The sequence below is a fragment of the Nocardioides sp. genome (assembly GCF_034670285.1).
Taxonomy (GTDB): domain Bacteria; phylum Actinomycetota; class Actinomycetes; order Propionibacteriales; family Nocardioidaceae; genus Nocardioides.
Map to the genome: position 1 here is coordinate 1 of NZ_JAXMNS010000005.1, position 26,863 is coordinate 26,863.

Sequence of the window (26,863 nt, forward strand, 5' to 3'; positions counted from 1 at the left end):
CTCGAGTCATGTGCTGCTCACGTGTCCCGCACGCAGGCGAAGAGGTGCCTGCCGTAGTTGTGGCTGTACGGCGCCACGGCGTCGTCGTCCGGTCCGAGGTCGATCACCCGGTCGAAGCTCGTGTGGCGGACCAGGAAGTCCCGGACGTGGTCGGTGTCCCACTCGGGCAGCGAGTCGGCGAACCACGCCTCGTGGGCCTGGCCGGTGTCGAGGAACAGCACCCGACCGGTCACGTCATCGAGCAGCCGCACCAGGCACTCGGCGGAGACCGATGCCCGCCCCAGGGCGAAGTGGTGGAGCAGGCTGAAGCACGAGACCACGTCGTAGGTGCGGGGCTGGTCGCGCAGGAAGTCCACCGCGTCGGCGGTCGTCACGCAGGACGGGTCGAGGCCGTAGACCGCTGCTCCGAGGGTCGGCGCCAGCGGGTCGCGCTCCACTCCCCGCACCTCGTGTCCCACCTGCGACATCGCGGCGAGGAACCAGCCGTAGCAGCTGGCCACGTCGAGGTAGTCGGCTCGCCCGATGCCGAGGGACGTGAGCTGGGCGTGCATCTTGTCGAGCCGGTCGGTGCAGCGACGGACCGTCGCCCAGGACTGCTCCAGCTCGGGAGCCTCGACGGGTTGGTAGAGCTCGCGCTCGCCGCCGATCCACGACATCGCGTCGAGGCGGTCCTGGAGCGCCGTGGTCACCGGACGACGTCGCAGCCGGACCGCCGCCTCGGTCTCGCCCGCCACCACCATCCGGGCCAGGCGATGGTGCCCGTCGACGACCTGGAAGCAGTCGGAGTCCTGGATCGGGACGGCCAGTACCGGCACCCCCGGAGCCGTGACGGCGGGGTCGTCGAGGGCCTCGCGGCCGGCCGGGTCGACGAAGCCCCGGGCGATCCGCAGGATGCCTGCGTCGCCGGTGGCGCCGACGTACGAGCCGGAGACGTCGATGCAGCGCCGCGCCATCGCCGCGAACTCGGACGACAGCAGGTCGTGGTCGGACGACCGCCCGGCCGCCACCGAGCGGAGCAGCGCCACGTGAGGACCGTCCGCGACCCGGCGCGACGTCCACAGGAGGTCGCCGGTGGCCTGCGCGTAGTCGTGCCCGTCGAGGCCGTTCTGACCGCCGAGCAGCAACGAGTCGATCGGCACCGTCGTGGTCGACGACTCCCAGACCAGGGGGGTCACGAGGTGTCTTCGTACGGGGTCGGGCACCGGCACCCGCCGCATCTGGGTCGCCGCGGCGTGCACCTGCTCGCGCACCAGGCGGGCTCCGCGTCGGCGGGCCCGGCGGACCCGCAGCCGGGACCCGGCCGGCAGCACGGCGATCACGACGCGACCCGTCCGCGACGCCACGAGGGCAGCTCGCCGAGGATCTCGGCCAACGCCTCGTCATGGGACGCGAAGTGCTCTCTCAACCGGGCCTCGAGGCGCCCCTGCGGCGGTGGCGCCGGGCGTGCGTTCCAGGCCTCGACGCTCGGCGGGGTCCAGCTGCGGAGCCCGAGGTCCCGCTGGAGCGCCGCGAAGCGCCCCTGCGGATCGGCGAAGAAGCGATCGGCGTCGATCACGTGCACGCGGTCGGCGCCCAGCGCCCGACGGAAGCGACCGATCTGACGGGCGTACTCCCCGCGCTGCACGTAGGCGTGGTGTCGGTGGGCAAAGCTGCGGTAGCCGGGCTCCGTCGAGAGCCGGGCCTCCTCGCCGACCGTGCGCGACTGCTCCGCCGCCAGCGCCTGCTCCAGCCCCAGGGGCTCGAACCCCCGGGCCCACTCGTGGCGGTGCGCCGAGAAGGCCCTGGCCACGGGGTCCCGCACCAGGGCGACCACCTGGACGTCGGGAAGCGCGGCCGCGATCCGCCCGGCGGCGAGCGGGTGGAAGAGGTAGTAGCCACTGCACTCGAACGACCGACGACCCGTGACGAGGTGCGTGTCGCCCGGACGGCGCAGGGGGAAGTGCCCGACGTACCAGGACCAGGAGCGGTCGAAGTCGTCGTCGAAGTAGCCGGTGCCCTTGGAGAGCGTGGGTCGCACCAGGTCGGGGTGCGCCTCGAGCAGCCGGAACATCGTCGTGGTGCCGGAACGCTGTGCACCGACCACGATGACCGACGGGGCGATGCGGAGCGCCGAGGTGGCCGTCCCCCAGCCCAGGGCCGCGCGGCGGGCCCGCTCCTGGGTGGCCGGACTGCCGCGACGGCCTACCGAACGCAGGGCGTGTCGAGCGCGCATGACGAATCACTCTCCTCAGCTGGGTGGATCACGTGGGTGGCCGCGACGCTGCGGCGGTGGGGAACGACGAGGTCCAGGGCGAGCGGGACCCTCAGGTGGGCCAGGACCACGAGGTAGACCGAGCCGCCGGCGACGACGGTGACGAGCAGCCCCCCGAGGTCGAGCCCGAGCGGGCTCGAGGCCAGCACCGGGACCCCGAAGCAGGCCACCGGCAGGAGCGCGGTGCGCAGCGCGTGGCGGTCCGGCGCCAGGGCGAACTGGCGCCGGACCTGGAACGTGGCGAGACCGCAGCGCACGAGCACGGCGATCGCCCAGGCGACCGCTGCGCCGGCGATGCCCCACCGGGGCACGAGGAGCACGCACAGGACGAGGTCGATCCCGAGGGCGACCAGCGCGTTGGTCATGCTCAGCCGGCTGCGCCCTGACATCAGGAGCAGCGTGTCGACCGGGCCCGTCGCGACCGCGACCAGCATGGCCGAGGCGAGCAGGACGACCACCGGGGCAGCACTCGCGTAGGAGCCACCGAAGACGCCGAGGTAGGTCGAGGGCGCGCACAGGACGACCAGGTAGATCGGCCAGGCCAGCAGGATGCTCCACGAGGTGGCGGTGCGGAACACCGTGGCCAGCGCCGCGGGGTCACCGCCCACCAGGAGCCCCGTGAGTCGAGGCTGCAGCACCTGCTGGAGCGCCTGGACCGCCATCTGGCCCAGTGGCACGAAGCGAGTGGCGACGGCGTACAGCGCCGCGTCCACGGGGGTCAGCAGGAGCGCGATGATCACGATGTCCGACTTCTGGATCCCCATCTGGGCCAGGGCACCGACACCACGCGGCCAGGTGAACGACCAGAAGCGCCGGCCCAGCGCAGGCTCCGGAGCACCGGACCCGACGAGCTCGACGCCTGCCCGCGGCCCGCGGCGGTGGACGACGCGGGCCGCCCACACCAGCGCCAGCGCGGCCGAGACGACGTAGGCCCCGACCCATCCGGCGGTGACGACGACCAGTCCCCCGCCGGCAGCGACGATCGTGAGGGCCAGCACGCCCTGGAGCCCGGCGCGCACGATCCGATCGGCCACGACGGTCGGCAGGATGTGTCCGAACCCGCGCGTCGAGCCGAGCAGCACCTCGGCGGCGACGGCCGTGGGGAGAGCCACCGCGAGGCAGACCACGACCCGGGGGCCGTCGGGGCCGAGCCCGAGCAGCGAGCCCATGCGCTCCGCGCTCGCGAGCAGCAGCACCGAGACCACGCAGGCCGCGCCGATCGTCGGGCCGGCCGCCCAGCCGATGGCCCGGCGGACGGACCCGTGCTCGCCGGCCGCCTCGAGCCTCAGCAGGAAGCGCGCCAGCCCGGCCTCGGTGCCGAAGCAGGTTGCTGCGACCAGCAGGGCGAAGAGCGAGGTGGCGGTGAAGAACCGACCGGCCTCCTCGGGCGAGAGTCCCCGGGCCACCGCGATCGCGAGGGCGAAGGCGACTCCCGCCGCGAACACCGAGCCGGCCAGTCCGAGAGCCGCCCCCCGGCCCAGCTCGCGCAGCGTGTCGTGGGTCGCGTGAGGCTCACTCATGCCCAGCCTCGACCCGGCTGCCGAAGCTCGTCAACCGCTCCATGCGGGGGATCGACCGTGCCACGGCCTCGGCGCGACGGCGTGACAGCTGGTCGCGCACGGGCGGCTCGTCCGCGACCGCGGTCGGAGGAACCTCGCGGATGTCCCGGCGTCGGCGCGCTCGACGGTGCTTGCGCGCCCTCGGGACCAGGACGACGCCCACTGCGGCCTCGCCGGCGGCCCGCAGCTCGTCGATCTCGTCCTCGATCTCCTCGAGGGTCACCGAGCCCACCGCGACCTCGAGCAGGACGACGTCGACGTGGGGCAGCAGAGCGAGGGCCCGCGCCGAGGACGCTGCACCGGCGTCCAGCACCACGACGTCCGAGGCCTCACGGAGCGCGACCACGACGTGCTCCATGCCTGCCGAGGCCGCGAGGTCGTCCAACGGACCCGGCTCGCACCCGGCGCCCAGGAGCCCGCGATCCCCCCGCCAGGTCACGGCGCTCGAGAGCGGGACGTCGTCCCGCAGCACCTCGAGCAGCCCGGGAGGGTTCCCAGGCCCTGACGCCGCCCCGGCCAAGCCCTCGTCGTCGGCCCGAGCGGCGGCTCCGACCTCGACGGTCACGGTCCGCAGGCGCGAGGCGACGCAGGAGTCCGCGAGCGCACGGACCGCAGGCCCGGTGGGACCCCGCCCGACGTGGCAGGCCAGGACGACGACGCGGCGCCCGCCCCCTGACGCCAGGGCCAGCGCCCTGAGCCGGGACCCACCTGACACCCCTCCATCGGCGCCGGCCATCGTCGCGACCCACGCCGGGGCGCCGAGGCCCGAGAGACCCTCGAGGTCTGCGGCGACCCGCACCACGCCGTCGGGTCGGACGAGCCGGCTGGTGACCGCCGCAGCGACCAGCAACCCCAGGAGCGCCCCGAGCAGTCCCGGCAACTCGGGGCCGGCCGTGAGCGGGCCGTGCGGCGCGACCTCGGCCGGTGTCACCACCTGTCCCGGGTCGACCGAGGCCGCACCGACGACCCCCAGCTGGGCTCGCAGCTCACTGATCTGCGTCACGACGGCCAGGACCTGCTGGGTCACCTGCACGCTCGCGGCCGATCCCGGCTTCGACTTGTCGAGGCTCCTGGTGAGCTCGGTGCGCTCCGCGGCGCGCTCGTCGAGCTGCTCGTTGATGTTGGCCCGCTCGTTGAAGAGGGCAGAGGCCGTCCGGTTGCGACGGTGGGTGAGATAGACCTGCCCCAGCGCCGCAGCGGTCTGCTGGGCCACCTCGCTGTCCGCGGCCGTCACCTCGATGTCCAGGAGCTGGGTGTTGGGTGGCACCGTCACGACCACCGACGCGACATCGAGCGGCGGCAGGTCGGGGTGGTCCAGCGCCACCCTCTTCACCACGGTGTCCGAAGTGACCAGCTGGGCCTCGGTCTCGAGGTTCACCAGGTCCTCACCGCGCGAGTCCGGACTGAACGGGTTGCCCTGGAGCGGGTTGAGCAGGATGACCACGGTCGCCACGTAGGTGCCCGACTGCCGCTCACCCCACCACCGACCGGCCGCGCCCCCCGCTCCGGCGAGCACGACGACCAGGAGCGCGAGGACGAGCAGGCGCACCGCGTGGTGGGAGCCGTGCAGGGAGGGTCGCCGTGGCACTGGGGTCCTCCATCCGCCTGTGGTCTGTCGGGTCGCTTCGACGGCATCGTCTCGGCTGCACTTGCCGGCGGCGGCGGGCCGGACACGACTTACTCACAATTGGGGACGCCGGCCTCGGTACGCCTCAGAACGGCTCCCGAACCTTGACGAGCGGCGTAAAGTGGCTCGCTGAAAACGACTCGGCACGCATGGGGGTGCGGTGAAGTCTCTTGAGGTCCGGGTGCTCGGGCCGCTGGAAGTGATCAGGCCTGATGGGACGCTGGTCGAGCCCAGCGCGTGGCGGACCGGCAAGACGATGGACCTGCTGCGCATCCTGGCGCTCGAGAACAATCAACCCGTGCGCAGCAGCTCTCTGGTCGGTCTCCTCTGGCCGGACGTCGATCCGGCCCACGGACGCGGGAGCCTCCGCACCGCGGCCAGCACCATCCGCGCCGCCGTCGGGCAGGACGTCGTGACGCGCCAGCACGGCGACCTGGTGCTGGTCTCGGCCTCCGTCGACCTCGACGACTACCGCGACCTGGTGGCCGCCGTGTCACGCGCGACGGCGCGCGGTGACGACCACGAGGCGATGCTGCTGATCGAGGCCGCCGAGGCGCTCTACCGCGGCGACTTCCGGGCCAACGACGACGGGCAGCGGTGGGCCACCTTCGCACGGGAGGAGTTCCGACGCCTGCGCCAACGCTCGCTGACCGACGCCACCACCTGCGCGTTGCGCCTGGGTCACTTCCGCGAGGCCCTCGAGCTGGCCTACGCGACGGTGCGGCTCGACCCCTCCTCGGAGTCGGCCCACCGGGCGCTGATGCGCGCCCATGCCGAGCTGAGCGAGATCGGGCAGGCGCTGATGATCTTCGAGACCTACCGGACCCGACTCTCCGAGGAGCTGGGCATCGACCCCTCCCGCGAGACCAAGGAGCTCCACCTCAAGATCCTGCAGGACCAGGACCGTTGACGGAGCACGCTCGACTCCACTGCTTGACAAAATCGCCGCAAATGTAAACCCTAGGGACATGTCCCAGACCACCCCCGCCCCTGCCGGTTCGCAGGAGGCCCCGCAGCAGGTGCTCGGACTGCCGGACCCCGGCGAGCGCGTCCCCCCGGTCGCCTGGCCGACCATCGGCCTCTTCGTGGGCACCCTCGGCCTCTTCGCCCTCGAGCTGTACGGCGTGCTCGCGGCCGGTTGGTCGCCGTTCGTCACCGTTCCGATGGGTGCGGCGGTCACGTTCTTGATGTTCAGCGTGCTTCACGAGTCGGTGCACCACGCGGTGAGCACCGACTCGCGCCTCAACGACCTGATGGGCCACCTCTCGGTGCCCCTCGTGGCGCCGTACGCCGGCTACGGGATGTTCCGCTTCATCCACATCGAGCACCACCGCAACACCAACGAGCAGAAGGCGGTCGACCCCGACGCCTGGACCAGCGAGGGACCCTGGTGGCAGCTGCCGTTCCGCTGGATGACCCTCGACCTCTGGTACGTCGTGTTCTACGCGCGACGACTCCCCCAACGCCCGCGCGGCGAGGTGATCACCACCGTGGCCCTGGCCGCCGTCTCCCTCAGCACGTTCGGGGCCTTGATCGCAGCCGGTCACGGCGCCGCACTGGCGGTGGCCTTCCTGATCCCGCAGCGCCTCGGACTGGGCGTGCTGGCCTGGTGGTTCGACTACCTGCCCCACCACGGCCTGCCGTTCACGGGACGCCAGGACAAGTACCGCGCGACGCGCATCAGGGTCGGTGGCGAGGGGTGGATGACCCCACTCTTCGTCTACCAGAACTACCACCTGGTCCACCACCTGCACCCGAGCGTCCCCTTCTACCGCTACCTGCGCGCCTGGCGTCGCAACGAGGAGACCTACCTCGACCGCAACGCCGCGATCTCGACGATCTTCGGACGCTCGCTGACGCCGTCGGAGTACCGCACCTGGCGCCGACTCACCGACGACCTCGACAGCTCCTCGCCCCAGCCCGACCCGTCCGCGAGCACCCGCCCGGCCTTCCACCCGCTGCGGGTCGCGTCGGTCGACCCGCTCACCGCCGACAGCGTCGCGGTGACACTCACGGTGCCGGGCGACCTCGCCGCCGCCTACGCCCACCGTCCCGGGCAGCACGTGACGCTGCGCGCCATGCTCGACGGCCACGACGTACGACGCTCCTACTCGCTGCTGCCCCCGCTCGCCGACGGCACCGTGCGCGTGGCCGTGAAGCGCATCGAGGGCGGCGTGTTCTCGACCTACGTCCACCAGCGCCTCGAGGCCGACGACATCCTCGACGTGATGACGCCGGCAGGACGCTTCGGCCCCGACCCCGACCCCACGGGCCCGCGCTCGTACGCCGCCGCCGCAGCCGGCTCGGGCATCACGCCGGTGCTCTCGATCGCCACCGCCACGCTCGAGCACGAGCCGGCGAGCACCTTCACGCTCGTTTACGGCAACCGGACCACCGACTCCACCATGTTCCGCGCCGACCTCGATGCCCTGGTCGAGCGTTTCGACGGCCGCCTCACCGTGCACCACGTGCTCTCCCGCGAGCCCGACGCCGCGCTGCCCGGAAGGGTCACCGTCGACCTGGTCACCGACCTCGTGCGAGACCGGGTCGATGAGTGGTTCCTCTGCGGACCCGAGCAGCTGGTCGACGACCTGCGCACAGCCCTGGCGCCGCGTGGGGAGCGCGTGCACTCGGAGGTGTTCCACACCGAGGACACCGTTTCCGCGGTCGACCTCGACGTCGAGAGCCGGGTGACGGTCAGCGTCGGCGGCGTGGAGACGAGCTTCACGCTCCGCTCGACCGGCGACACCGTGCTCGACGCCGCCCTTCAGCAGGGCGTCGACGCGCCGTACTCCTGCGCGGGCGGCGCGTGCGGCACCTGTCGCGCTAAGGTGCTGCTCGGCAAGGCGGTGATGGACCAGGACCACGCGCTCGACGACGCCGAGCGCGCCGAGGGCTACGTGCTCACCTGCCAGGCCCACCCCGTCAGCGAGGAGCTCCGGGTCGACTACGACGCCTGAGCGGGCCTCACCGACGTTTCAGCGGCGCAGCGTCGGCGCCAGCCAGCGCTGCAGGTAGGCGCGCAGCTCACCGGCCGAGCGCTCCGGCGTGCCGGGGTCCAGCAGGAACGACTGGAGCGTGCGCAACAGGTGCTCCACCAGCTCGGGGCGGCCCCGCTCCCCCAGCGCCTCACCGCTCCAGTCGATCCCGAGCCGACCGAGCAGCTCACCGCCGAGGGCGATCGACGCCGGAGAGGTGAGCTCGGCGACGGTGCTGCCGAGTCGTCCGGGGGCGACCAGCCGCTGCAGGGCGGGGTCGTCACGCAGGTGTTCGTAGACGTAGGCGACTACCTCCACCGCCGCGTCACCCGCGTCGCCCGACTCCTGCGAGACGTGCGTACGCACGTGCTCGACCATGGAGTCGACCAGGTCGCTGACGGCATCGAGCGCGGCGGCGTTCAGCAGGTCCTCGGTGGTCGGGAAGTAGCGGTAGACCGTCTGTCGGGTGACTCCGACGCGCTCGGCGACGTCGGAGATGCTGGCGGCACCGGTCTCGTCGAGCCGCCCACGCGCCACGGACAGGATCCGCTCGCGCGCCTCGTCGCGGTCGACGGGCGGCGCACCGCCCCACCCGTGTGCTCGCATCGCCTCACCATACAGAATCGCTACTCTGTACATACACTTCAACTCATCTGTATGGTCGCGTCATGACTGCCGCCCCTCTGCTCCCCGCCGGCTTCGACTTCACCGACCCGGACCTGAACGCCGTCGGCGTCCCGCACGAGGAGTTCCGGATCCTGCGCGCCAGCGCGCCGGTGACGTGGGTGGAGCAGACCGAGAACGCGCGAGCCGGCCAGTCCGAGTCGTCCGGCACCGGCTACTGGGCGTTGACCAAGCACGCCGACGTCGCCGCGGCGTCGAAGAACAGCGCGGTCTTCTCCAGCCGGGAGAACGGCGTGATCATCCGCAACCCCGAGACGGCCACCGTCGAGTCGGTCGAGATGACCAAGGTCGTGATCATCAACCAGGACGCCCCCGACCACACCGCGCTGCGCCGCATCATCAGTCGCGGCTTCACCCCCCGGGCGATCGCGGCGCTCGAGGAGGGTCTCGAGGAGGTTGCCCAGCGGATCGTCCGCGAGGCCGTCGCCGCGGAGGCCGGCGACTTCGTCGACCAGGTCGCGGCGCAGTTCCCGCTCGAGGTGATCGGCGACATGCTCGGCGTCCCGGCCGAGGACCGCCAGAAGATCTTCGCCTGGACCAACCAGATGACGGGCGCGGACGACGCCGACCTCGCGCGCGCGGACAACGATCCCGCGGCCGCCGCTGCCGAGATCCTGATGTACTCGATGGGCCTGGCCGCCGATCGTCGGGAGTCGCCCCGCGACGACATCGTCACCAAGCTCGTCAACGCCGACGTCGACGGCCGCGGGCTCACCGACGACGAGTTCGGGTTCTTCGTGATCGCCCTCGCCGTCGCCGGCAACGAGACCACCCGCAACGCCACCACCCACGGCATGCAGGCGTTCTTCGACCACCCCGACCAGTGGGACCTGTGGGTCAAGGACCGCCCGGCGACGATGGTCGACGAGGTGATCCGCTGGGCGACCCCGGTGACGTCGTTCCAGCGCACTGCGCTCGAGGACGTCGAGGTCGGCGGGGTCCAGATCAAGGCCGGCCAGCGCGTCGGGCTCTTCTACGCCAGCGCCAACCACGACGAGGAGGTGTTCGACGACCCGTTCACCTTCGACATCACCCGCGAGAAGAACCCGCACCTCGCCTTCGGAGGGCACGGCGCCCACTACTGCATCGGCGCGAACCTCGCTCGCACCGAGATCAAGCTGATCTTCGACGCCCTCGCCGACCTAGCCCCCGACATCGTCGGCGACGGCGCCGCCGCCCGGATGCGCTCAGGCTGGCTCAACGGGGTCAAGTCGCTTCCCGTCCGCTACCGCTGAGACCCGGGCGGGCCGCGAATGCCCGCGCACGGTGACCAGACGCACAACCTCGTCGGGTGGGGTTCTCCACCAGAGCCACCTACCGTGGACGGCTGCCGATCGCACGCAGCGGTCCTAGTAGCGACGAGGTGTTCATGCTCCACCCCACGATCCGACGAGCTGTGACCGGAGCGGCCGTAGCAAGCCTGGCAGGAACGCTCCTGCTCGCGGCGCCCGGCGCAGCCCAGGGCGAGGCCCCCTCCGAGACCGGGCCCAGCCCGGCCGGGTCCGAGTCCCAGATCGATGGTGCGACCGACGCTCTCGAGCCGGCTCCGCGCGGCACGCGCATTCGGCTGCGGGTCAGGAACCAGGACGTACGAGGCCTGCGCACGACGCGCACCTGGGCGCGCAAGGTGCTGGTCGACGAAGGAGTCCGCTTCGACGACAACGACCTCGTCCGAGTCAGGCGAGACGGCAACCTGGTGCGCGGCTCGGAGAAGCGCAAGCTGCGCGCCGGGGACGCGGTGCAGCTCGTCGCTGTCGACCGGGTCGTCAAGAAGCGCCGCACGATGATCGAGCGGCCCACCCGAACTCGCACCGTCTCGCGACTGCGGGCCGGTCAGCGCAAGGTCGTGGCCAAGGGGCGCCCCGGCGTCAGGACGACCACGATCGTCAAGACCCGGCACAACCGCTCGGTGGTCGACGTCGAGCGGACCAGGCAGGTGACGAGGTCGGCCAAGCCCCGCAAGGTCCTCGTGGGCGCCGACCCGCACTCGGTCCCGGGCACTGCCCACCTCAACTGGCGAGCCCTGGCCAACTGCGAGTCCGGGGGCAACCCGCGCGCGGTCAACCCGGCCGGCTACCACGGCCTCTACCAGTTCGACTCCGGCACGTGGCGCTCGGTCGGTGGGTCCGGCGTGGCGTCGCGCGCCTCGGCGGGCGAGCAGACCTACCGGGCCAAGCTGCTCTACAAGCAGCGTGGACGGTCTCCATGGCCGCACTGCGGTCGCTACCTGTGACGGTCGTCCACACGTAGCTCGTAGCACGAAGAACGCCCCTCCCCGGCAGCTGCCGGGGAGGGGCGGCTACCCGGTGCCTCAGACGATTTGGGTCCTTCTCGGACTCAATCCGCGGAGTAAACGCGGACGTGTGGTGCTTGCGGCCCACACTCAGCCATCGACCATGAGCTTTCGCACCACCCATTGATTGATGCTCAGGTTCTCCTCGGCAGCGTGTAGAGCCACCTCCCGGTGCAGCCGCTCACCCAGGCGGAGATTGAACTTGCCTGAATAGCTGCGCTCGGACAGCGGCTCCGGCACGTGCTCTCCCTGCTCAACCATGTCGGCGATCACGTCAGCAAGCACGGCTTGAAGTCCCTCCAGGGCGGCGAACTGGACAGGATCCAGCCACGACAGCGACGGGAACTCCGCCACCGTGGCCACGAACTCGTCGTCCTCGGGAGACCACGCTACGCGGTAGGTGTAGCGAGATACCGCATCCTGCGGTCGCTGCACAGTGTCCATCACGGACCCTCCATCTTGTCTATCGCCTTGAGCACCTGACGTACTTGGTACGCCTTGGCTTTGCCCTTGCTGCTTTGAATGTTGACGCGAGGATCGCCCTGCCACGAGGTCTTGAACACGGCGTGGGAGGAGCCCGACTGTCGCGGCTCCCCGAAGTAGTGCACGCAGACCTTGTAGAGGTCGTTGTAGGCGACGTTCTGCTGAGCGTTGCGCATGGTCGCAACGATCGACTCAACTGCCGCCATACCTCATGGTACCGACCGCGGTACCATCAGCCAAGGCCACCGGCAACTCCGCGGCGCTCATCTCGCCGAGCACGCGGCAAGCGCACACAGGGACCCTCGCCCGCCGGATCCGATCGGCCCGATGCAGCCCCCAGCGCTGTCGAGATCGTCCGAGGAGCCGCGAGCGATCGCCGCGGGTGGTGCCCATGGCGCGGAGTGAACGCGGAAAGGCCATGCCGTCTCCCGGGTTCGGGATGACGCGCATGGCCTCTGACCTGCAGGTTTGGTGGAGCTGAGGGGATTCGAACCCCTGACCTTCTCATTGCGAACGAGACGCGCTACCAACTGCGCCACAGCCCCAGCTTTGCGTGTCCGAACGAGTCGGGCACGCGGTGCGAAACGTTAGCACCCGCCCACGGGTGCCTCCGAATCGGACCGGATCAGGTGCCGGAGGCCCGACGGCTGTCGGCCTCGGCGGCGCGCTCCTTGGCGGTGCGCTCGGCAGCATCGGCCTCGCGAGCCAGCTCGGAGTCGGCGGCCAGCGGGCCCGAGGTCCACACGCCCGTGGAGTCGAGGTCGATGGTGCGGACCGTGCGGCGCGCGGCCGGCTCCTTGGCGACGTACGTCGGGAGCGTGACGGGCACGGGGTCCCAGCCGCCGGCCGTGGGCGCGGGAGCGGGAGCGGGGGTGGCCGGTGCGGACACCTCGGGCTCGGCCTCGACGTGCACGACCCCGATCTCCTCGGTGACCGGGTCCTCGTCGGCCCCGGGCTCGACGAGCGGAGCCGGACGGGTCCGGGGGACGGCGACGGCCGCCCGCTCGGACTTCACCATCAGCCGGCAGGCGACCAGCCAGGCGACCAGAAGTCCCACCGGGACGAACGTCCAGGCCGGCGCCACCAGGCCCGCGACACCGAGCACGCCGACGGCGACGATCGCGGTCAGGATCACGCAGACCACGCGGAGTCGACGCCTGGCAGCACGAGCGGCTGCCGCGCGGCGGGCCTGCACGGAGGCCCGCGTAGGCGCCACGGGCGTCTCCACTGGCGCCTCCACTGGCGCCTCCACCGGGGCAACGTCGACCGAGACGGTGACGGCGGTGTCCTGCTTGGCGCCGTGCACCACGAGACGGGCCGTCGTCGAGTCGACCGGCTCGCGGCGGGCGAGCACCCGCAGACGGTCGGAGAACCCGTCGATCGAGCGGCTGGCGGCGCTGTCCTCGTGCTGCTTGAGCGCCTTCGGGATCAGGTAGACGGCCCAGGCCACTGCCAGGGCGACGAAGATCAGAGCGCTGAGGTCCACGTGGGCGAGCCTAGGAGTGCTAGCGCAGGATGAGTCGGATGTCTACGCGTGTGTCGCGAAGTGCTGGTGTGATCTGTGGGGTTTGTCGGGTGCGGGTGGCATCTCGATACGTCGGGCCTCGCTTCGCTTCGTCCCGACTACTCGATGACCTACTCGACGCGTCGGTCCCGCAGCTGCGCCTCGTAGCGCTTGAGGACGCCGAAGGGAGCGTCCTCCTTGGTGATCGCGTAGAGGCGGTGGTCGCGCCAGTCACCGTCGATGTGCAGGAAGCGGGGGGCGTAGCCGATCTCGGGGATGTCGAGCTTCTCCACGACGCGCAGGGAGTTGGAGTTCTCCGGGCGGATGGCGATCTCGATGCGGTGCAGCCCGACGGCGAGGAACGCGTGGTCGATGGCCATCGCGACAGCGCGTGGCATCACCCCGTGACCGGCGAAGTCCTGGTCGAGCCAGTAGCCGACCGAGGCGAACTGGGCCGAGCCACGCACGATGTTGTTGATCGTCAGCTGGCCTGCGAACCGACCGTCGACCTCGACGGCGAAGGGCAGCGAGGTGCCGGCCCGCGCGCTGCGTGTCAGCCGACGGATGAGCGCGCGGAACGACACCGGGCGGGCGTCGGCACCCGGTGGTGCGGTGGCGTCCCAGCGCGAGAGCCAGGCCGCGTTGCGGCGACGGGCATCGCGCCACGGGGTCGCGTCGGACGCACGCAGGGGCCGCAAGGTGACCACCGGCTCCGTGCCCGTGGACAGGCGCACCGGCCAGCCCCGGGCGTTCAGTGGTCGCTCCCGACGATCTGCTCGACGGCGTGCACGAGGATCGGGCGGAGCACCGACAGTCCGTCCTTCACGCCGCCCCGCGAACCGGGCAGGTTGACGATCAGGCACGACCCGCGGACGCCGGCGAGGCCTCGCGAGAGCACGGCGGTCGGGATGCCGGCCTCCACACCGGCCGCACGGATCGCCTCGGCGATGCCGGGCACCTCGCGCTCCAGCAACGGACGCGTCTGCTCGGGGGTCTGGTCGGTCGGGGTGAGACCGGTGCCGCCGGTCGTCAGCACCACCCGCGCTCCCCCGTCGACGGCCGCGGCGATCGCGGCCCCGACCGGGGCCCCGTCGGGCACGACCACGGGCGCGGTGACCGTGAAGCCGAGGTCGCGCAGCGCCTCGACGATCAGCGGCCCGGTCTCGTCGGCATACACACCGGCGGCCGCGCGGTTGGAGGCGACGACGACCTCAGCCGTCCCTCGGGTCACACCCGAGTCCGTGCTCTCAGGCATCGGTGGACCCGGCGTCGGACCGCACGAAGTCTCCGGACTTGCCGCCGGTCTTGGTCTCGACCCGGATGTCGGTGATCACCGCGGCCTTGTCGACCGCCTTGACCATGTCGACGACGGTGAGCGCGGCGACCGAGACGGCGGTCAGCGCCTCCATCTCGACGCCGGTGCGGTCGGTCGTGCGCACCACGGCGGTGATCTCGACGGTGGAGTCGGTGACCTCCAGGTCGACGGTGACACCGGACAGCGCCAACGGGTGGCACAGCGGGATCAGCGACGGCGTCTGCTTGGCGCCCATGATCCCAGCCAGTCGGGCCACCGCGAGGGTGTCACCCTTCGGCACGCCGGCGCCGCGGAGCAGATCGATCACGGCCGCGGAGACGTGCACACGCCCCGAGGCGGTCGCCGTACGGGCGGTGACGGCCTTGGCCGACACGTCGACCATGCGGGCTGCGCCGCGCTCGTCGACGTGGGTCAGTCGTTCACTCATCGGTGCTCCCTCAGTCCTGATCCAGGCGGATCACGGTGACCTGCTCGCCGGCGGCGATCTCGGTGACGTCCTCCGGCACCACGATCAACGCGTCGGAGGCCGCGAGGTCACCCACGAGGTGCGATCCCGAGCCGCCGACGGGCTCGACCTCCGCCACGCTGACACCGTCGTCGTCGAGGGTCAGGACGCCGCGCAGGAACTGGCGTCGTCCGGGCGGCGACCCGACGCGATGCGTGAGCCGGGCGGTGACCGGGCGCCGAGACTCCGGGCTCAGCCCCATCATCCGGCGCAGGGCGGGGCGCACGAACACCTCGAAGGAGAGGTACGACGACACCGGGTTGCCGGGGAGCGCGAAGAACGGGACGGCGCGACCGCTTCCGGAGCGCGGGCTCAGGGTGCCGAAGCCCTGCGGCTTGCCCGGCTGCATCGCCACCGGGCCGAACCAGACCGAGCCGAGCGGGCTGAGCGCCTCCTTGACGACGTCGAAGTCGCCCATCGAGATGCCGCCGGAGGTCACGACCACGTCGGCGCGACCGAGCTGGTCGTCGAGCGCGGCGAGCAGGGCGTCGGGCTCGTCGGGCACCAGCCCGACCCGGTAGGGAACAGCCCCGGCGCGACGGGCCGCGGCCGCGAGCAGGAACGAGTTGCCGTCGTAGATCGAGTCGGGGCCCAGGGCGGTGCCGGGCTCGCGCAGCTCGGAGCCGGTCGACACGATCACCACGCGCGGACGCGGACGCACCCGCACGTGGGAGCGACCGAGCGAGGCGAGCAGGCCGAGGTGACGCGGCCCGAGGGTGGTGCCGGCCTCGACGAGCAGGTCGCCCTCCTCGACGTCCTCCCCCGCGTGGCGCAGGTGCTGACCCAGGCTCGGCGCCTGGGCGATCCAGACCTCGGCGACACCCCGGTCGGTCCACTCGTAGGGCACCACGCAGTCGGCACCCTCGGGCAGCGGGGCGCCGGTCATGATCTTCGCCGCCGTGCCCGGCGGCAACGACGTCACCGTACGGCCGTCCGGTCCGGGCGGGCCTGCCTGGCCGGCACCGATCTGACCGATCACCGGCAGCTTGACCGGCGACTCCTCGCCGGCGGTGACGACGTCGGCGTGGTGCACGGCGTAGCCGTCCATCGCGGAGTTGTCGAAGCGCGGCAGGCCCATGCCCGCCACGACGTCCTCGACGGTGGCGAGGTCGAGCGCGTCCAGCAGCGGCACCTGGAGGTCGGCGAGCGGGGTGGTGGCCGCCAGGATCGTGGCCAGGTGCTCGTCGACCGAGCGCGGGCCGGTCACGGACGGCTCACGCTGGGCTCGGGGAGCCGGAGCCGTCGAGCACGGCGCCCGGATCGACACGGGCAGCGCTGGCCGAGTCGAGGGCCACGTCGCCGCGCACCTGGACGTCACGGCCGAAGGTGAAGTCGCCCTCGATCCGCAGCGACGTCGCGTTCGCCAGCGACGGCGCGCCCTCGGGGAAGCGCTTGTCGAACTCCCCCACCAGCTTGTAGTAGCTGCTGTCGAGGTCGATGAAGGGCAGCTCGGCAGCAACCTGGTCGAGCACGAAGTCAGTGCCGACGGCGTAGACGTCGGAGCGCAGCACGAGCAGGTCGTTGGTCGTCTTGACCGGCACGAAGCGGTCGCGACCGACCTCGATGAGGGCCGCACCGTCGAAGACCTCGATCGCCGCGCCCATCGCGGTCTCGACCTGGATCACCTCGGGGGTCGAGGTGTCGCCGGGGTCGACGTGCTTGGTGTTCTTGATCAGCGGCAGCCCGAGGATGCCCTGGCGCAGGTCGAGGGCCTGCTTCATCGCGTCGAGGTCGAACCAGAGGTTGTTGGTCGAGCAGAACTTGTGACGGTCGAGGTCGGCCAGTGCCTCGGCGTCCTCGGGCGGCGTCTGGGCGGTCTCGCGCAGCACGATGCGGCCATCGCTCTTGCGGCGGGCGAAGTGACCGCCCTTACGGTCCGAGGCCGTACGGCGCACGGCCTCGATCGCGAACGGCGCGCCGCTCGCGGCGAACCAGCCGGCGACGCGCGGGTCGGGCACGGCGCCGAGGTTGTCGGAGTTGGAGATGAACACGTGCTTGAAGCCGCGCTCGATCAGCAGGTCGAGCAGGCCGGTGCCGCGCAGGGCGGTGTAGACGTCACCGTGCCCGGGCGGGCACCACTCGAGGTCGGGATCCTTGGGATAGCTCACCGGCGCCAGGTTCTTGGCGAGGAGCTTGGGCTCCTTGTTCTGCAGGAACTCCAGCGGGAGCCCGTCGACCGGCAGCGCGTCGTAGCGGGCCAGCGCCGCCATGGTGTCGGCGGAGGTACGGAAGGAGTTCATGAACATCAGCGGCAGCGTGGCGTCGTGCTCCTCGCGCAGGTGCAGCACCTGGCGGGCGATGATGTCGAGGAACGACAGCCCGCGCCGCACGCACAGCAGCGACTTGGCGCGCTCCATGCCCATCGAGGTGCCCAGCCCGCCGTTGAGCTTGATGACGGCGGTGTGGCGGATCGCCTCCGACGCCACCTCGGGATCGACGTCGACGTCGGCCAGGCTCGGCATGTCGACCGGGTCGATCGTCGCCTCGGGCACCATGCCCGTCTCCCCGTGCTCGAGGAGGCGGTAGTAGTGCGCGAAGGTCTCGATCGCGACCTCGTCGACGCCTGCGGCGATCATCTTGTCGCGGGCCTTGTGCAGTCCTGGGCTACCCATGCTCTCGATCGTAGGCTTCGGACGGTGTCCACGTCACAACCGCCTGCAAACCCGGCCGACCCGACCCCGACGGCAGCCTCCTCGAGCGCTGCGACGAAGGACGACCTACGCGCTTGCGTCTCGGCCGCTCGTGCCCTGATGGTGCCCGCCGAGCGCGAGGTCTACGCCCGCGGGCTGGCCGGTCATCTGCTCGCCGCCGCCGAGATCAGGGATGCCGAGAGCGTGGCGGCCTACGTCGCGATCGGCGACGAGCCCGGCACGTCCTGGGTGCTCGACGGACTGCGTCGCGCGGGGGTCCGGGTGCTGCTGCCGGTGCTGCTCGACGACAACGACCTCGACTGGGCGGCGTACGACGGCGCCGAGGCGCTCGCCGAGGGTCGCTACGGGCTGCGGGAGCCGACCGGACGACGCCTCGGGGTCGACGCGGTGAGTGAGGTGGACGCCGTGCTGCTCCCCGGCCTCGCCGCCTCCTCGCGCGGCCTACGGCTCGGTCGCGGCGGCGGCTCCTACGACCGCGCTCTCACGCGGGTGCCGTACGGGACGTTCACGTGCGTGCTGCTCTACGACGGGGAGACCGGGCGCGACGTGCCGCGCGAGCCCCACGACCGTGCGGTCGAGGCCGTGGTCACGCCGTCCGGTCTCACTCGGCTGCGTCCCCTCCCGGCGGGGTGAGCACGAGCGAGTCCTCGGCGGCTGCGCGCACGGCGTCCTCGGAGAACAGCCACGGCACCGTGCGTCCCTCGACCCACCGCTCGGCCTGGTCGAGGAAGTGGTCGTCGAAGGCGTGGCCGGAGGCACCGGTGAGGCTGACCCACCGGGAGCGGTCGAGGCCCTCGATCCCGTCGGGGTCGGCCAGCGAGACGACCATCCGCATCGCCGGCGCCACCGTCACGTCGTAGCCCGACGCGGCGTCCCACGAGGTGGAGTTGACCGCCGTCCCACCGCCGGAGGCGCTCCGGCCGCCGCTGTCGAAGAGTCCGCCGAGGGTGCGCCCGCTCATCGACGTCGAGCGCAGGTCGAGCTCGTGCAACGCACCCCACTGCCACTCGTCGGCCTTGATCGCGACGCGGCGGGTCAGCTCGTCTCGGGCTGCGCGCAGGGCCGCGACGACGACGTCGTCGCGGGTCTCGCGCTCATCCGTGTCGACGTCGTCCCAGAAGTCGTGGTCGGGATCCTCGAGCAGGGCCGTCACCACCGCGGTCCAGCGCTGGCCACCGTCGGGCCACAGCGCCTCGGGCAGCTCGTCGTGGAAGGTCTCGGCGAGCAGGTTGCTCCACACCACGTTGAAGTAGGCGGCCGCCGCGCTGTCGGCGGGTTGCCCGAAGTCCCAGCTCTCGAGGAGCTGCTGGCCGTCGGAGTAGTAGCCGTCAGGGAGGTCGGCCGCGAGCAGGTACGGCGTGAGGACCGGCGCCAGCGGGTTGCGGTCGTCGAGCTGCATCGCGGCCATCTCGCCCAGCGTGACGGTCTTGTCGGTGTCGTCGAACGTCGGCGACACGGCGGTGCCGAGCAGGTCGGTGATGCGCTGCGCGCGGTAGCCGTGGTCCCAGTCGTCGGTGAGGAAGTAGGGGTAGTCCTCCCCCGCGACCGCCTGGTTGGCGGCCACCAGCACGCCTCCCTCGGGATCCAGCACGTTGGGCAGGCCGTCGAACGGCACGAACTCCCCGGTCCAGTCGTTCTCCGACTTCCACCCTGCCGCCGGCAGCCGGCCGTCGTTGCCGGACTTGCGGATCGGGACGAGCCCTGCGGCCTGGTAGCCGATGTGGCCCTCGCGGTCGGCGTAGACGACGTTCTCCGCCGGCGCCGCGAACGACGACACCGCCTCTCGGAACGAGTCCCAGTCGCGGGCGAGGTTCAGCTGGAGGATCGCGTCGGCGGTCGGGGTCGGGGTGAGCCCGGTCCACGCCAGGGACACGGCGTACTCCTCGTCGGCGCGGCGCCGCACGGGTGCGAGGCCGGCCACCTCGGCCAGGACGTCGTCGACGTCGGAGATGATCGGGCCGTGGTCGGTGGAGCGGACCGTGAGCGTGACGTCGTCGCCGCCCTCGACCGAGATCGTCTCGGTGCGACGCTGCAGCGGCAGGTCCTTGCCCCCACGCTTCCAGGTGGTGTCGGTGACCCGCTCGACGAACAGGTCGCTGACGTCGGCCCCCATCTTGGTGAAGCCCCACGCGATGTCGACGTTGTGCCCGATCACGACGCCGGGCACGCCTGCGTAGGAGTAGCCGGCGACGTCGTAGGGGCAGGCCGGACCGACGTTGCGGCAGTGCAGCCCGACCTGGAGCAGCGGACCGGGGGCGGAGACGCCGAGGTGCGGGTCGTTGGCCAGCAGCGGCGCCCCGGTGTCGGTGTGCTCCCCCGAGACCACCCAGGCGTTCGAGCCGATCGCGTCGGACGACTTCCAGTCGTCCAGCCAGTCGAGACCGGGCAACGCATCGAGGGCAGGGCCGGTGGGGGCGCGCAGCGGCTTGCGGGTGCCGCCGTCCGTGGCGTCCTGCTCGAACACCCCGTCGACGACGGCGCCCTGCCCGACGATCGGGTCGCTCTCCTCGTAGGGATAGGCCGGATAGAGCTCGGCGGCCCGCTCGCGCCCCAGCGCCGCGATGGCGAGCACCCGGTCGACCTCGTCCTGCATGTTGCCGCGCAGGTCCCACGCCACCGCCTTGAGCCACGCCAGTGAGTCGACCGCCGTCCAGGGCGCCGGGCTGTAGTCGACGCCGCCGATCCCGAGGACGACGTACTCGAGGGCGATCTGTCGCGTGGTCCGGCCGGCCAGGTAGGCGTTCACGCCGCGGGCGTAGGCATCCAGGGCGGTGCGGGTCTCCGGCGCCAGCAGCGGCAGCTCGGCCTCGGCGACGCGCCGCCAGCCCATGGTGCGCACGGCGACGTCCGAGGCGACGGCGTCCTCGCCGAACAGCTCCGCGAGGCGCCCGGCCGCGGTGTGGCGGCGCACGTCCATCTCGAAGAAGCGGTCCTGAGCTGCCACGAAGCCCTGGGCGAGCATCAGGTCCTCGGTGCTGTCGGCGTAGAGCTGCGGGATGCCCGAGCTGTCGCGGAGCACCTCCACGTTGCCCTCGAGCCCTGCCACCTCGAGGGCTCCGCTCGTCTGCGGGAGCGGACGGCGCACGAGGACGACGCTGGTCAGGGCGAGCACGACCAGCACGAGCACGAGGCCGGAGGCGACGTAGACCGAGCCCCGCATGCCGAGCGGGAGCTCGCGGAACTGCTGCCAGGGCGTGGAGCGCCCGCTGGGCTGCGGGGGTGTCGCTGGTCGGGCGTCGGCGCTCATGGTGTCGTTCATTGTGCCGTGACGTAGCATTGGCAGTCGCCTGGGCAGAGTGCCAGTCCTCTCGGCCCGGTGACGATCCCGCGACCAAGGAGTCCTCCGTGCCGACCTACCAGTACGCCTGCACCGAGTGCGGCCACGCCTTCGAGCAGGTCCAGTCCTTCTCCGACGCCTCGTTGACCGTGTGCCCCGAGTGCGAGGGCAAGCTGCGCAAGGTCTTCAACGCCGTCGGCGTCGTCTTCAAGGGCTCGGGCTTCTACCGCAACGACAGCCGCTCGGCCTCCAGCACCTCCGACGCGCCTGCCGCGACCAAGGACGCCGGAACGAAGGGCTCGACCACGACGGCCACCAAGGAGTCGGCGAGCACCTCGCCGACCAAGGAGTCCTCGAGCTCGTCCTCCAGCTCCTCGTCGAGCTCGTCGAGCAGCAGCACTGCCTCTGCCTGACCGCCGGCTCGATCCCGGGCCTGTGGAGAGCCGACCGCCCTCCCGGCTCGATCGGCCTACCGTCGTCGGGTGACCTTCGGCCTCCTTGATCCGCTCGACCGGCCCACGCTCACTGCGCGCTCACGGGTCGACCGCTCCCTCACCCGGCTGCGGCGAGGGCTGCTGCGCCGTCGTCGCGTGCTCGCCGCCGTGCTCGTCTGCGTCGCAGTGGGCGCCTCGATCTCGGCCACCAGGGCACCGACGCCACCGACGACGTCCGTGGTCGTGGCGCTCCGCGACCTGCCTGCCGGCAGCACCCTGACTCCGGCCGACCTCTCCCGCGTCGAGTTCGGTCCGGGCACCGCCCCTGATGCCGCCACGGGCACGGTCGACCTGCTGGTGGGCCGCACCCTGGCGGCGCCGATCGGGACGGGTGAGGCGATCACGCCCGGACGCCTCGTCGGACCGGGGCTGGCCGACGAGCTCCCCACCCGAAATGCGGTGCCGCTCCGCCTCCCCGACCCCGCGATGGTCGCCCTCCTGCAGGTCGGCGACCTGGTCGACCTGCTGGCCACCGACCCCGAGAGCGGTGGCGTCACCACGGTGGCGTCGAGCGTGCCGGTGCTCGCCTTGCCCGCGCGAGACCCGGGCAGCGCGAGCACCTCGGCACTGCCCGGAAGCCTGTTGGTGGTGGGTCTCACCGCGACCGAGGTGGCGCCGGTGGCGGCCGCCTCCCTGCGCTCGTTCCTCACCTACACCTGGGCAAAACGCTAGGTTGAGGAACGGCCGACCCCGTCTCGGGGCGCCAAGACACCCGGAAATCAACTTGAGGAGTGCCCATCGTGGACGGATTCAAGAGCTTCATCCTGAGAGGCAACCTGGTCGACCTCGCGGTCGCCGTCATCATCGGCACCGCGTTCGGTGCTGTCGTCACAGCCTTCACCGAGTGGCTCACGAGCCTGCTCCCCGAGGGCATGGACAGCGTGTTCAACGCCGGCACCTACGGTGGTCGGTTCATGAACGCCGTGATCGCCTTCCTGATCCTGGCGGCCGTCGTCTACTTCCTCGTGGTCACGCCCTACGTCAAGGCCAAGGAGAAGTACTTCCCCAGCCCGGCGCCCGGCACCCCGGAGGACATCGTGCTCCTCAAGGAGATCCGCGACCTGCTCTCGGCCCAGCGCCCCGTCTGAGGCACGTCCGCAGGTGCCGTCTCACCCACCGTGGTGAGGCGGCACCTGTGCTTTGAGCCAGGCATCGGAGGCCGAGTCCTTCCGGACCTCACCGGCCGATCCGGCGTCGCGCTCGTCACGGGTCGTGTCGGGCAGGACGTCGCCGAAGATCGCGGCCAGGCGCCGTCGGCGCTGCCAGTCGGTCTCCGGCTCCCGCTCCGGGTCCGCCTCCGGCTCAGGCACAGAGACCAGCAGCCTGGCGCTGGCTGGCCGCCGCCTGGGCCTTCTCACCCGTGGGCTCCTTGTCGGAGCCGCTGACCTTGTCGCTGGCCTTGATGACGCCGTCGCGCAGGGCCGGAGTGAGGGTCTGGTCGTTCGAGACCCGCTCCCACAGGTCGTCGGCCTCCGGGAGCCACTCGACGCGGTTCGGGTCGGCCGGGGAGTACTGCCACGGCACGGTCACGAACTTGATGTTCTCGAGGCCGATGCCCTTGAATCCGGCACCCACGCGCCCGATCTCGGTGACCGAGCTGAAGTCGGTCATCAGCGAGCTCGTGGCGGCGTCGAGGAAGCCGACCACGCGGTCGACGCGGGTGAGGGTGCCGGCCGAGACGACCTTGCTGGCCATGGCGGCGATGAACGCCTGCTGGCGCTTGATCCGGCCGAGGTCGGAGCCGTCGCCGAGGGTGTAGCGGGCCCGCACGTAGTTGAGGGCCTGGCGTCCGACGACCTCCTGGGTGCCGGCCGGGATGTTGATGCCGTGAGCCGGGTCGTCGATCGCCTCGGGGAGGCACACCTCGACCCCGCCGATGGCGTCGACCATGTCCTCGAAGCCGTTGAAGTCGAGGACGACGTAGTTGTCGATGCGCACGTCGGTGAGCTGCTCGAACTGCTGGATGGTGCACGCCGGTCCGCCGACGGAGAAGGCTTCGTTCCACAGCACGTCGGTGGCACCGGGGATCGTCTCGCCGTCGGCATTCGTGCAGTCGGGCCGGTCGACCAGGCTGTCGCGGGGGATGCTGACGCCGTAGGCGAAGGACCGGTCGGCCGAGAGGTGGAACATGATCGTGGTGTCGGAGCGCTGACCGTCTCCGGTGAGCCCGTCGATGTTGTTGCCCTCGCCGTCGCGCGCGTCGGAGCCCATCACCAACAGGTTGATCGGCTCCTGCGGCCCGGTGTCGACGGCGAGCTTGTCCGGGCGGTTGGTGAGCTGCTGCTGGACGTCGATCACGTCGAGGTTGTCGTTGAGGTGGCGGTAGAAGTAGACGCCACCCAGACCCACCACGAGGCTGAGCATGACGGCACCGGCCACGAGGACGGTCGCCATCGCTCGGCGGGGGTCCTTGCGGCCACGGCGCTTCGGAGCGCCGGCGCGCGCGGGCGCCGGCTGCATCAGGTCCTGGGTCATTCCAACCTTTGTCGCGAGAACTGGTTCGGGTGGGATCCGAGAGGTGGTCAGTCACCCATTGTGCGGACAGATCCTGAGAGTTGCCAAACATCGCGCAACTCGCCCGGCGCACAGGCGTGGCGTGCGTCACAACGCCCCTTCGCACGCGGGTTCGAGACCGCCTCCCGGGCGTGGCAGGATGACCGTCGGCGTCCACGGACGCCCCTGCCCCAGTAGCTCAGTGGATAGAGCAGCCGCCTCCTAAGCGAAAGGTCGCAAGTTCGACTCTTGCCTGGGGCACCGCAGCATCACACCGGCAGGTCGCCGTCCCGCCGGAGGTCGTCGAGCAGGTCCAGGATGTCCTGCATCGCGACGGGTCCGCGTTGGTCGGCGGCGTCCTGGGACTCGACGCCGAGCAGCACCGCTGCCTGCAGCGGAGGCAGCCGGACGCCGATCTCGAGCACGTAGTAGGTGTCCTCGAGGTCGAACTCGAAGTCGATCACCGTGGCCGCGACAAACTCGCCATCGGTGCAGTGCACCACGACGTCCTCGTGAGGCTCGAGCGCCCGCTGGAGGCCGGCGCGGACGTGACTGAGCCGGACCTCGCCGCGCGCGGCGACGTCGGACAGGGCGAACGCTGCCACGACCAGCTGCACGACACCCCCAAGACGTCGATGGATGGCTCGACACCGCCAGCACCGGGCGGACGAGAGTCATTTCATGATAGCCGCCGCCGCCCGGGTGGCTCAGGTGCTGGAGGGGCCCGACCCGCGCAGGGCCTTGGCGAGCGAGCTCACGGCGTCGTCGCTGGGCGAGGCCGCGGCCTGGTTGGAGCTCTCGAGCGCTGCGAGCAGCTCGGCCCGGTTGACCGACACCGAGCGCGGGGCGTCGATCCCGATGCGGACGACGTCGCCACGGACCTCGAGGACCGTCACGGTCACCTCGTCGCCGATGACGATGCTCTCGCCGACGCGACGACTCAGGACCAGCATGGCGCCACGCTACCGGTCCGGGCAGCGCTGGGAGGCGGGACCCGACGAACCGGCCTCACGCGACCAGTGGGGTGCTGACCGAGAAGGCGTTGTCGTCGAGGATCACCTGGAGCGCACGCCGGTTGCTGGTGTTGATCAGGACCGGGGCGAGGAGGTTGGCCGTCGTGGCCGCCAGCGACTCCCCCGCGGTGAGGATGACGAGCAGCTGGACCTCCTCGGCGCTGGTGACCCCGAGCTCGGCCACCACCTCGTCGTCGACCACGGGCGCGTAGTCGGGAAAGAAGGTGTGCGGCGGCACGACGAGGAATCGCAGGTCGGGGTGGTCGACCGACTGGAGGGCGCTGAGGAGACCGGCGTCGTCGAGCTCGACGAGCGCGAACTGTCGAGCCTGCGGGAAACCGGGCAGCGCGTGCACCATCTCGATGACGGGCAGGTCGGGCGCGGCCGAGCCGGCGTCCACGGGGCGAGTCACGTGGGCGATCATCGCATGAAGTCCATCAGGCTCGGCTGCATCACACGGGCCGTGGCACCGAGGGCCGCCTGGTAGGCGACCTCCTGCAGCTTGAGGTCCACCATGGCCTTGGCCAGGTCGGTGTCCTCGATCTGCGAACGGCTCTCCCCGAGCGTGATCGTGGCGTCCTGCGCCAGCCGGGCGGCGGTCTCGAGGCGGTTGACGGCAGCGCCTGCGGTGGCCTGGGTCGACCCGATCACGTCGAGTCGTCCCTGCAGGGAGTCGAGGACCGTGCGAATGGTCGAGGTGTCCCCCGCGACCAGGGCCGCCGACAAGGTCGACAGGTCGTCGAAGAGCGAGTCGCCGTCGGGTCCCAGCACCTCCGGACCCGAGACGTCGACCCGCACCGCCACGCCCGGCCCGACGGTGCGCAGGACCTGGCCGGGTGCGCCCACGTAGGCGCCGGTGGTGGAGTCGAAGGCGGTCTCCCCTGCGGTCACCCCGCCGAAGACGGGTCGGCCGAGGAAGCTCGCGTTGGCGTGGGCAGAGAGGCCGGCCCGCAGCTGGTCGACCTCCGCCGCCAGGGCCTGCCGCGCAGCGTCAGACGCGGTGCCGCTGCTGGCGCCCTGCAGAGCGATCTCGCGGGCGCGCCGTACCGAGTCCGACATCCCGCTGAGCGCGGTGTCGACCGTGGCGAGCCAGCCCAGTCCGTTGTCGGCGTTGCGGGAGTACTGGGTCTGCTGCGCGATCTCGGCGCGCAGCCGCATGGCGGTGGCTGCTTCCGTCGGTGCGTCGGAGGGACGGTTGACGACGCGCCCGGTCGAGAGCTGCTCCTGCACCTTGGCGAGTCGCGAGAGGCCCGACTGGAGCTGGTCGACCGAGCCGGTGACCAGCATGCGCTGGGTGACGCGGGCGATGCTCACCGCAGCAGCCCGGTGCGGTTGATGAGGGTGTCGAGGACGGAGTCCACGACCGTCATCACGCGGGACGCGGCCTCGTAGGACCGTTGCGCCGAGAGCATGTTCACCATCTCCTCGTCGAGGTTGACCCCCGACAGCTGTTCGCGGGCTGCATCGACCTGGGTGGTCAGCAGCTGCTGGGTGGTTGCGAGGCGCCTCACCGAGGCCACCTCGGTGCCGAAGCCGGCCACCAGACGTTGGTAGGCGCCCTCGGCGGCGCCGGTCGCGCCGAGGGCCGCTGCGGCCGAGCCGTCGAGGCCTCCCCCGGGCCCGGCCGACACCGCGACCTGGTCGCCCGAGGTGAGCGCCACCCGGAGCGAGCGGGCCGCGTCGCCGGGCGTGAAGTCGAAGAACGCCTGGCCGGTCGCGCCCGCGAGGTCGTACGC

General features: G+C 71.6%; 29 protein-coding genes and 2 tRNA genes. 9 read left to right on the forward strand and 22 right to left on the reverse strand.

Translation table 11 applies throughout. The annotated features are described in order from the left end of the window. Positions 1-17: 17 nt before the first annotated feature. The 4 genes from VOI19_RS00625 to VOI19_RS00640 are packed head-to-tail and all read right to left on the reverse strand — an operon-like array spanning position 18 to position 5,398. A complete protein-coding gene (locus VOI19_RS00625) occupies positions 18-1,343 on the reverse strand; it encodes a hypothetical protein (RefSeq protein ID WP_323791014.1) in 1,326 nt (441 codons plus the stop codon). Continuing rightward, positions 1,316-2,212: a sulfotransferase gene (locus VOI19_RS00630; RefSeq protein ID WP_323791015.1), complete on the reverse strand. Its 897-nt coding sequence runs from the start codon at positions 2,210-2,212 to the stop codon at positions 1,316-1,318. Before VOI19_RS00630 ends, VOI19_RS00625 begins: the two co-directional genes overlap by 28 nt. Further along, positions 2,182-3,771 carry a lipopolysaccharide biosynthesis protein gene (locus VOI19_RS00635; protein WP_323791016.1) on the reverse strand — a complete coding sequence of 530 codons (1,590 nt, stop codon included), beginning with the start codon at positions 3,769-3,771 and terminating at the stop codon, positions 2,182-2,184. Before VOI19_RS00635 ends, VOI19_RS00630 begins: the two co-directional genes overlap by 31 nt. Further along, the gene (locus VOI19_RS00640) at positions 3,764-5,398 is read right to left on the reverse strand and encodes a hypothetical protein (RefSeq protein ID WP_323791017.1); all 1,635 of its coding nucleotides are present in this window, start codon (positions 5,396-5,398) and stop codon (positions 3,764-3,766) included. The genes VOI19_RS00635 and VOI19_RS00640 overlap by 8 nt, the downstream gene beginning before the upstream one ends. A 199-nt stretch (positions 5,399-5,597) precedes the next feature. Between VOI19_RS00640 and VOI19_RS00645 the strand changes: the two genes are divergently transcribed. Together VOI19_RS00645 and VOI19_RS00650 are read left to right on the forward strand one after the other, a co-directional pair. Further along, positions 5,598-6,347, forward strand: a complete 750-nt coding sequence (locus VOI19_RS00645) for an AfsR/SARP family transcriptional regulator (RefSeq protein WP_323791018.1) — start codon at positions 5,598-5,600, stop codon at positions 6,345-6,347. A 58-nt stretch (positions 6,348-6,405) separates the two neighbouring features. Then, positions 6,406-8,397 (forward strand): fatty acid desaturase, encoded by a 1,992-nt coding sequence (locus VOI19_RS00650; RefSeq protein WP_323791019.1) that lies wholly within the window; start codon positions 6,406-6,408, stop codon positions 8,395-8,397. Between the two features lie 18 nt (positions 8,398-8,415). Here VOI19_RS00650 and VOI19_RS00655 read toward each other — a convergent pair whose 3' ends face one another. Further along, a complete protein-coding gene (locus VOI19_RS00655; RefSeq protein ID WP_323791020.1) occupies positions 8,416-9,021 on the reverse strand; it encodes a TetR/AcrR family transcriptional regulator in 606 nt (201 codons plus the stop codon). Between the two features lie 62 nt (positions 9,022-9,083). Between VOI19_RS00655 and VOI19_RS00660 the strand changes: the two genes are divergently transcribed. Together VOI19_RS00660 and VOI19_RS00665 are read left to right on the forward strand one after the other, a co-directional pair. Beyond that, on the forward strand, positions 9,084-10,334 hold the full coding sequence (locus tag VOI19_RS00660; protein ID WP_323791021.1) for a cytochrome P450: 1,251 nt from the start codon (positions 9,084-9,086) through the stop codon (positions 10,332-10,334). A gap of 134 nt (positions 10,335-10,468) precedes the next feature. Next, positions 10,469-11,332, forward strand: a complete 864-nt coding sequence (locus tag VOI19_RS00665; protein WP_323791022.1) for a resuscitation-promoting factor — start codon at positions 10,469-10,471, stop codon at positions 11,330-11,332. Positions 11,333-11,482: 150 nt separating this feature from the next. On the opposite strand, the gene VOI19_RS00670 is transcribed toward VOI19_RS00665, so the two are convergent. The 9 genes from VOI19_RS00670 to VOI19_RS00710 form a co-directional block, all read right to left on the reverse strand. Next, positions 11,483-11,836, reverse strand: a complete 354-nt coding sequence (locus VOI19_RS00670; RefSeq protein ID WP_323791023.1) for a type II toxin-antitoxin system HicB family antitoxin — start codon at positions 11,834-11,836, stop codon at positions 11,483-11,485. Then, complete coding sequence (locus tag VOI19_RS00675) at positions 11,836-12,051, reverse strand: toxin HicA (RefSeq protein ID WP_323791024.1); 216 nt, start codon at positions 12,049-12,051, stop codon at positions 11,836-11,838. The genes VOI19_RS00670 and VOI19_RS00675 overlap by 1 nt, the downstream gene beginning before the upstream one ends. 293 nt (positions 12,052-12,344) lie before the next feature. Then, positions 12,345-12,420: transfer RNA gene (locus tag VOI19_RS00680), tRNA-Ala, on the reverse strand. 80 nt (positions 12,421-12,500) lie between these two features. Beyond that, positions 12,501-13,361, reverse strand: a complete 861-nt coding sequence (locus tag VOI19_RS00685) for a hypothetical protein (RefSeq protein WP_323791025.1) — start codon at positions 13,359-13,361, stop codon at positions 12,501-12,503. Between the two features lie 149 nt (positions 13,362-13,510). After that, positions 13,511-14,113: a GNAT family protein gene (locus VOI19_RS00690; protein ID WP_323791026.1), complete on the reverse strand. Its 603-nt coding sequence runs from the start codon at positions 14,111-14,113 to the stop codon at positions 13,511-13,513. Positions 14,114-14,130: 17 nt separating this feature from the next. Then, positions 14,131-14,634, reverse strand: a complete 504-nt coding sequence (locus tag VOI19_RS00695; RefSeq protein WP_323791027.1) for a MogA/MoaB family molybdenum cofactor biosynthesis protein — start codon at positions 14,632-14,634, stop codon at positions 14,131-14,133. Beyond that, on the reverse strand, positions 14,627-15,121 hold the full coding sequence (gene moaC / locus VOI19_RS00700) for a cyclic pyranopterin monophosphate synthase MoaC (RefSeq protein ID WP_323791028.1): 495 nt from the start codon (positions 15,119-15,121) through the stop codon (positions 14,627-14,629). The genes VOI19_RS00695 and moaC overlap by 8 nt, the downstream gene beginning before the upstream one ends. Before the next feature lie 10 nt (positions 15,122-15,131). Further along, complete coding sequence (gene glp / locus VOI19_RS00705; RefSeq protein ID WP_323791029.1) at positions 15,132-16,406, reverse strand: gephyrin-like molybdotransferase Glp; 1,275 nt, start codon at positions 16,404-16,406, stop codon at positions 15,132-15,134. Positions 16,407-16,413: 7 nt separating this feature from the next. Next, positions 16,414-17,811, reverse strand: coding sequence for a UTP--glucose-1-phosphate uridylyltransferase (locus VOI19_RS00710; protein ID WP_323791030.1), 1,398 nt, complete (start codon positions 17,809-17,811; stop codon positions 16,414-16,416). Between the two features lie 24 nt (positions 17,812-17,835). On the opposite strand from VOI19_RS00710, the gene VOI19_RS00715 reads away from it, so the two are divergent. Next, positions 17,836-18,483 (forward strand): 5-formyltetrahydrofolate cyclo-ligase, encoded by a 648-nt coding sequence (locus tag VOI19_RS00715; RefSeq protein WP_323791031.1) that lies wholly within the window; start codon positions 17,836-17,838, stop codon positions 18,481-18,483. Here VOI19_RS00715 and VOI19_RS00720 read toward each other — a convergent pair. Continuing rightward, the gene (locus VOI19_RS00720) at positions 18,452-21,097 is read right to left on the reverse strand and encodes a penicillin acylase family protein (RefSeq protein ID WP_323791032.1); all 2,646 of its coding nucleotides are present in this window, start codon (positions 21,095-21,097) and stop codon (positions 18,452-18,454) included. The two genes, VOI19_RS00715 and VOI19_RS00720, sit on opposite strands and share 32 nt — an antisense overlap. Before the next feature lie 98 nt (positions 21,098-21,195). On the opposite strand from VOI19_RS00720, the gene VOI19_RS00725 reads away from it, so the two are divergent. The 3 genes from VOI19_RS00725 (at position 21,196) to VOI19_RS00735 (ending at position 22,709) form a co-directional block, all read left to right on the forward strand. Next, complete coding sequence (locus VOI19_RS00725) at positions 21,196-21,540, forward strand: FmdB family zinc ribbon protein (protein WP_323791033.1); 345 nt, start codon at positions 21,196-21,198, stop codon at positions 21,538-21,540. Between the two features lie 69 nt (positions 21,541-21,609). Further along, complete coding sequence (locus VOI19_RS00730; protein ID WP_323791034.1) at positions 21,610-22,293, forward strand: SAF domain-containing protein; 684 nt, start codon at positions 21,610-21,612, stop codon at positions 22,291-22,293. Positions 22,294-22,361: 68 nt separating this feature from the next. Continuing rightward, positions 22,362-22,709, forward strand: coding sequence for an MscL family protein (locus tag VOI19_RS00735; protein ID WP_323791035.1), 348 nt, complete (start codon positions 22,362-22,364; stop codon positions 22,707-22,709). Positions 22,710-22,730: 21 nt separating this feature from the next. Here the strand turns inward: VOI19_RS00735 and VOI19_RS00740 are convergent, their stop codons facing one another. Together VOI19_RS00740 and VOI19_RS00745 are read right to left on the reverse strand one after the other, a co-directional pair. After that, positions 22,731-22,931 (reverse strand): hypothetical protein, encoded by a 201-nt coding sequence (locus VOI19_RS00740; RefSeq protein WP_323791036.1) that lies wholly within the window; start codon positions 22,929-22,931, stop codon positions 22,731-22,733. After that, positions 22,924-24,096, reverse strand: coding sequence for an LCP family protein (locus VOI19_RS00745; protein ID WP_323791037.1), 1,173 nt, complete (start codon positions 24,094-24,096; stop codon positions 22,924-22,926). Before VOI19_RS00745 ends, VOI19_RS00740 begins: the two co-directional genes overlap by 8 nt. Positions 24,097-24,302: 206 nt before the next feature. On the opposite strand from VOI19_RS00745, the gene VOI19_RS00750 reads away from it, so the two are divergent. Beyond that, positions 24,303-24,375: transfer RNA gene (locus tag VOI19_RS00750), tRNA-Arg, on the forward strand. A gap of 8 nt (positions 24,376-24,383) precedes the next feature. Here VOI19_RS00750 and VOI19_RS00755 read toward each other — a convergent pair. From VOI19_RS00755 to VOI19_RS00775, 5 genes are all read right to left on the reverse strand, one after another. Continuing rightward, the gene (locus tag VOI19_RS00755; RefSeq protein ID WP_323791038.1) at positions 24,384-24,731 is read right to left on the reverse strand and encodes a hypothetical protein; all 348 of its coding nucleotides are present in this window, start codon (positions 24,729-24,731) and stop codon (positions 24,384-24,386) included. Between the two features lie 90 nt (positions 24,732-24,821). Next, positions 24,822-25,067, reverse strand: a complete 246-nt coding sequence (gene csrA / locus VOI19_RS00760) for a carbon storage regulator CsrA (protein ID WP_323791039.1) — start codon at positions 25,065-25,067, stop codon at positions 24,822-24,824. 55 nt (positions 25,068-25,122) lie between these two features. Continuing rightward, on the reverse strand, positions 25,123-25,539 hold the full coding sequence (gene fliW / locus VOI19_RS00765) for a flagellar assembly protein FliW (RefSeq protein ID WP_323791040.1): 417 nt from the start codon (positions 25,537-25,539) through the stop codon (positions 25,123-25,125). A gap of 8 nt (positions 25,540-25,547) precedes the next feature. Then, positions 25,548-26,441, reverse strand: coding sequence for a flagellar hook-associated protein FlgL (flgL, locus tag VOI19_RS00770; RefSeq protein WP_323791041.1), 894 nt, complete (start codon positions 26,439-26,441; stop codon positions 25,548-25,550). Further along, on the reverse strand, positions 26,438-26,863 hold a 426-nt coding region (locus tag VOI19_RS00775; RefSeq protein WP_323791042.1), incomplete at its 5' end, for a flagellar basal body rod C-terminal domain-containing protein. The genes flgL and VOI19_RS00775, both read right to left, overlap by 4 nt.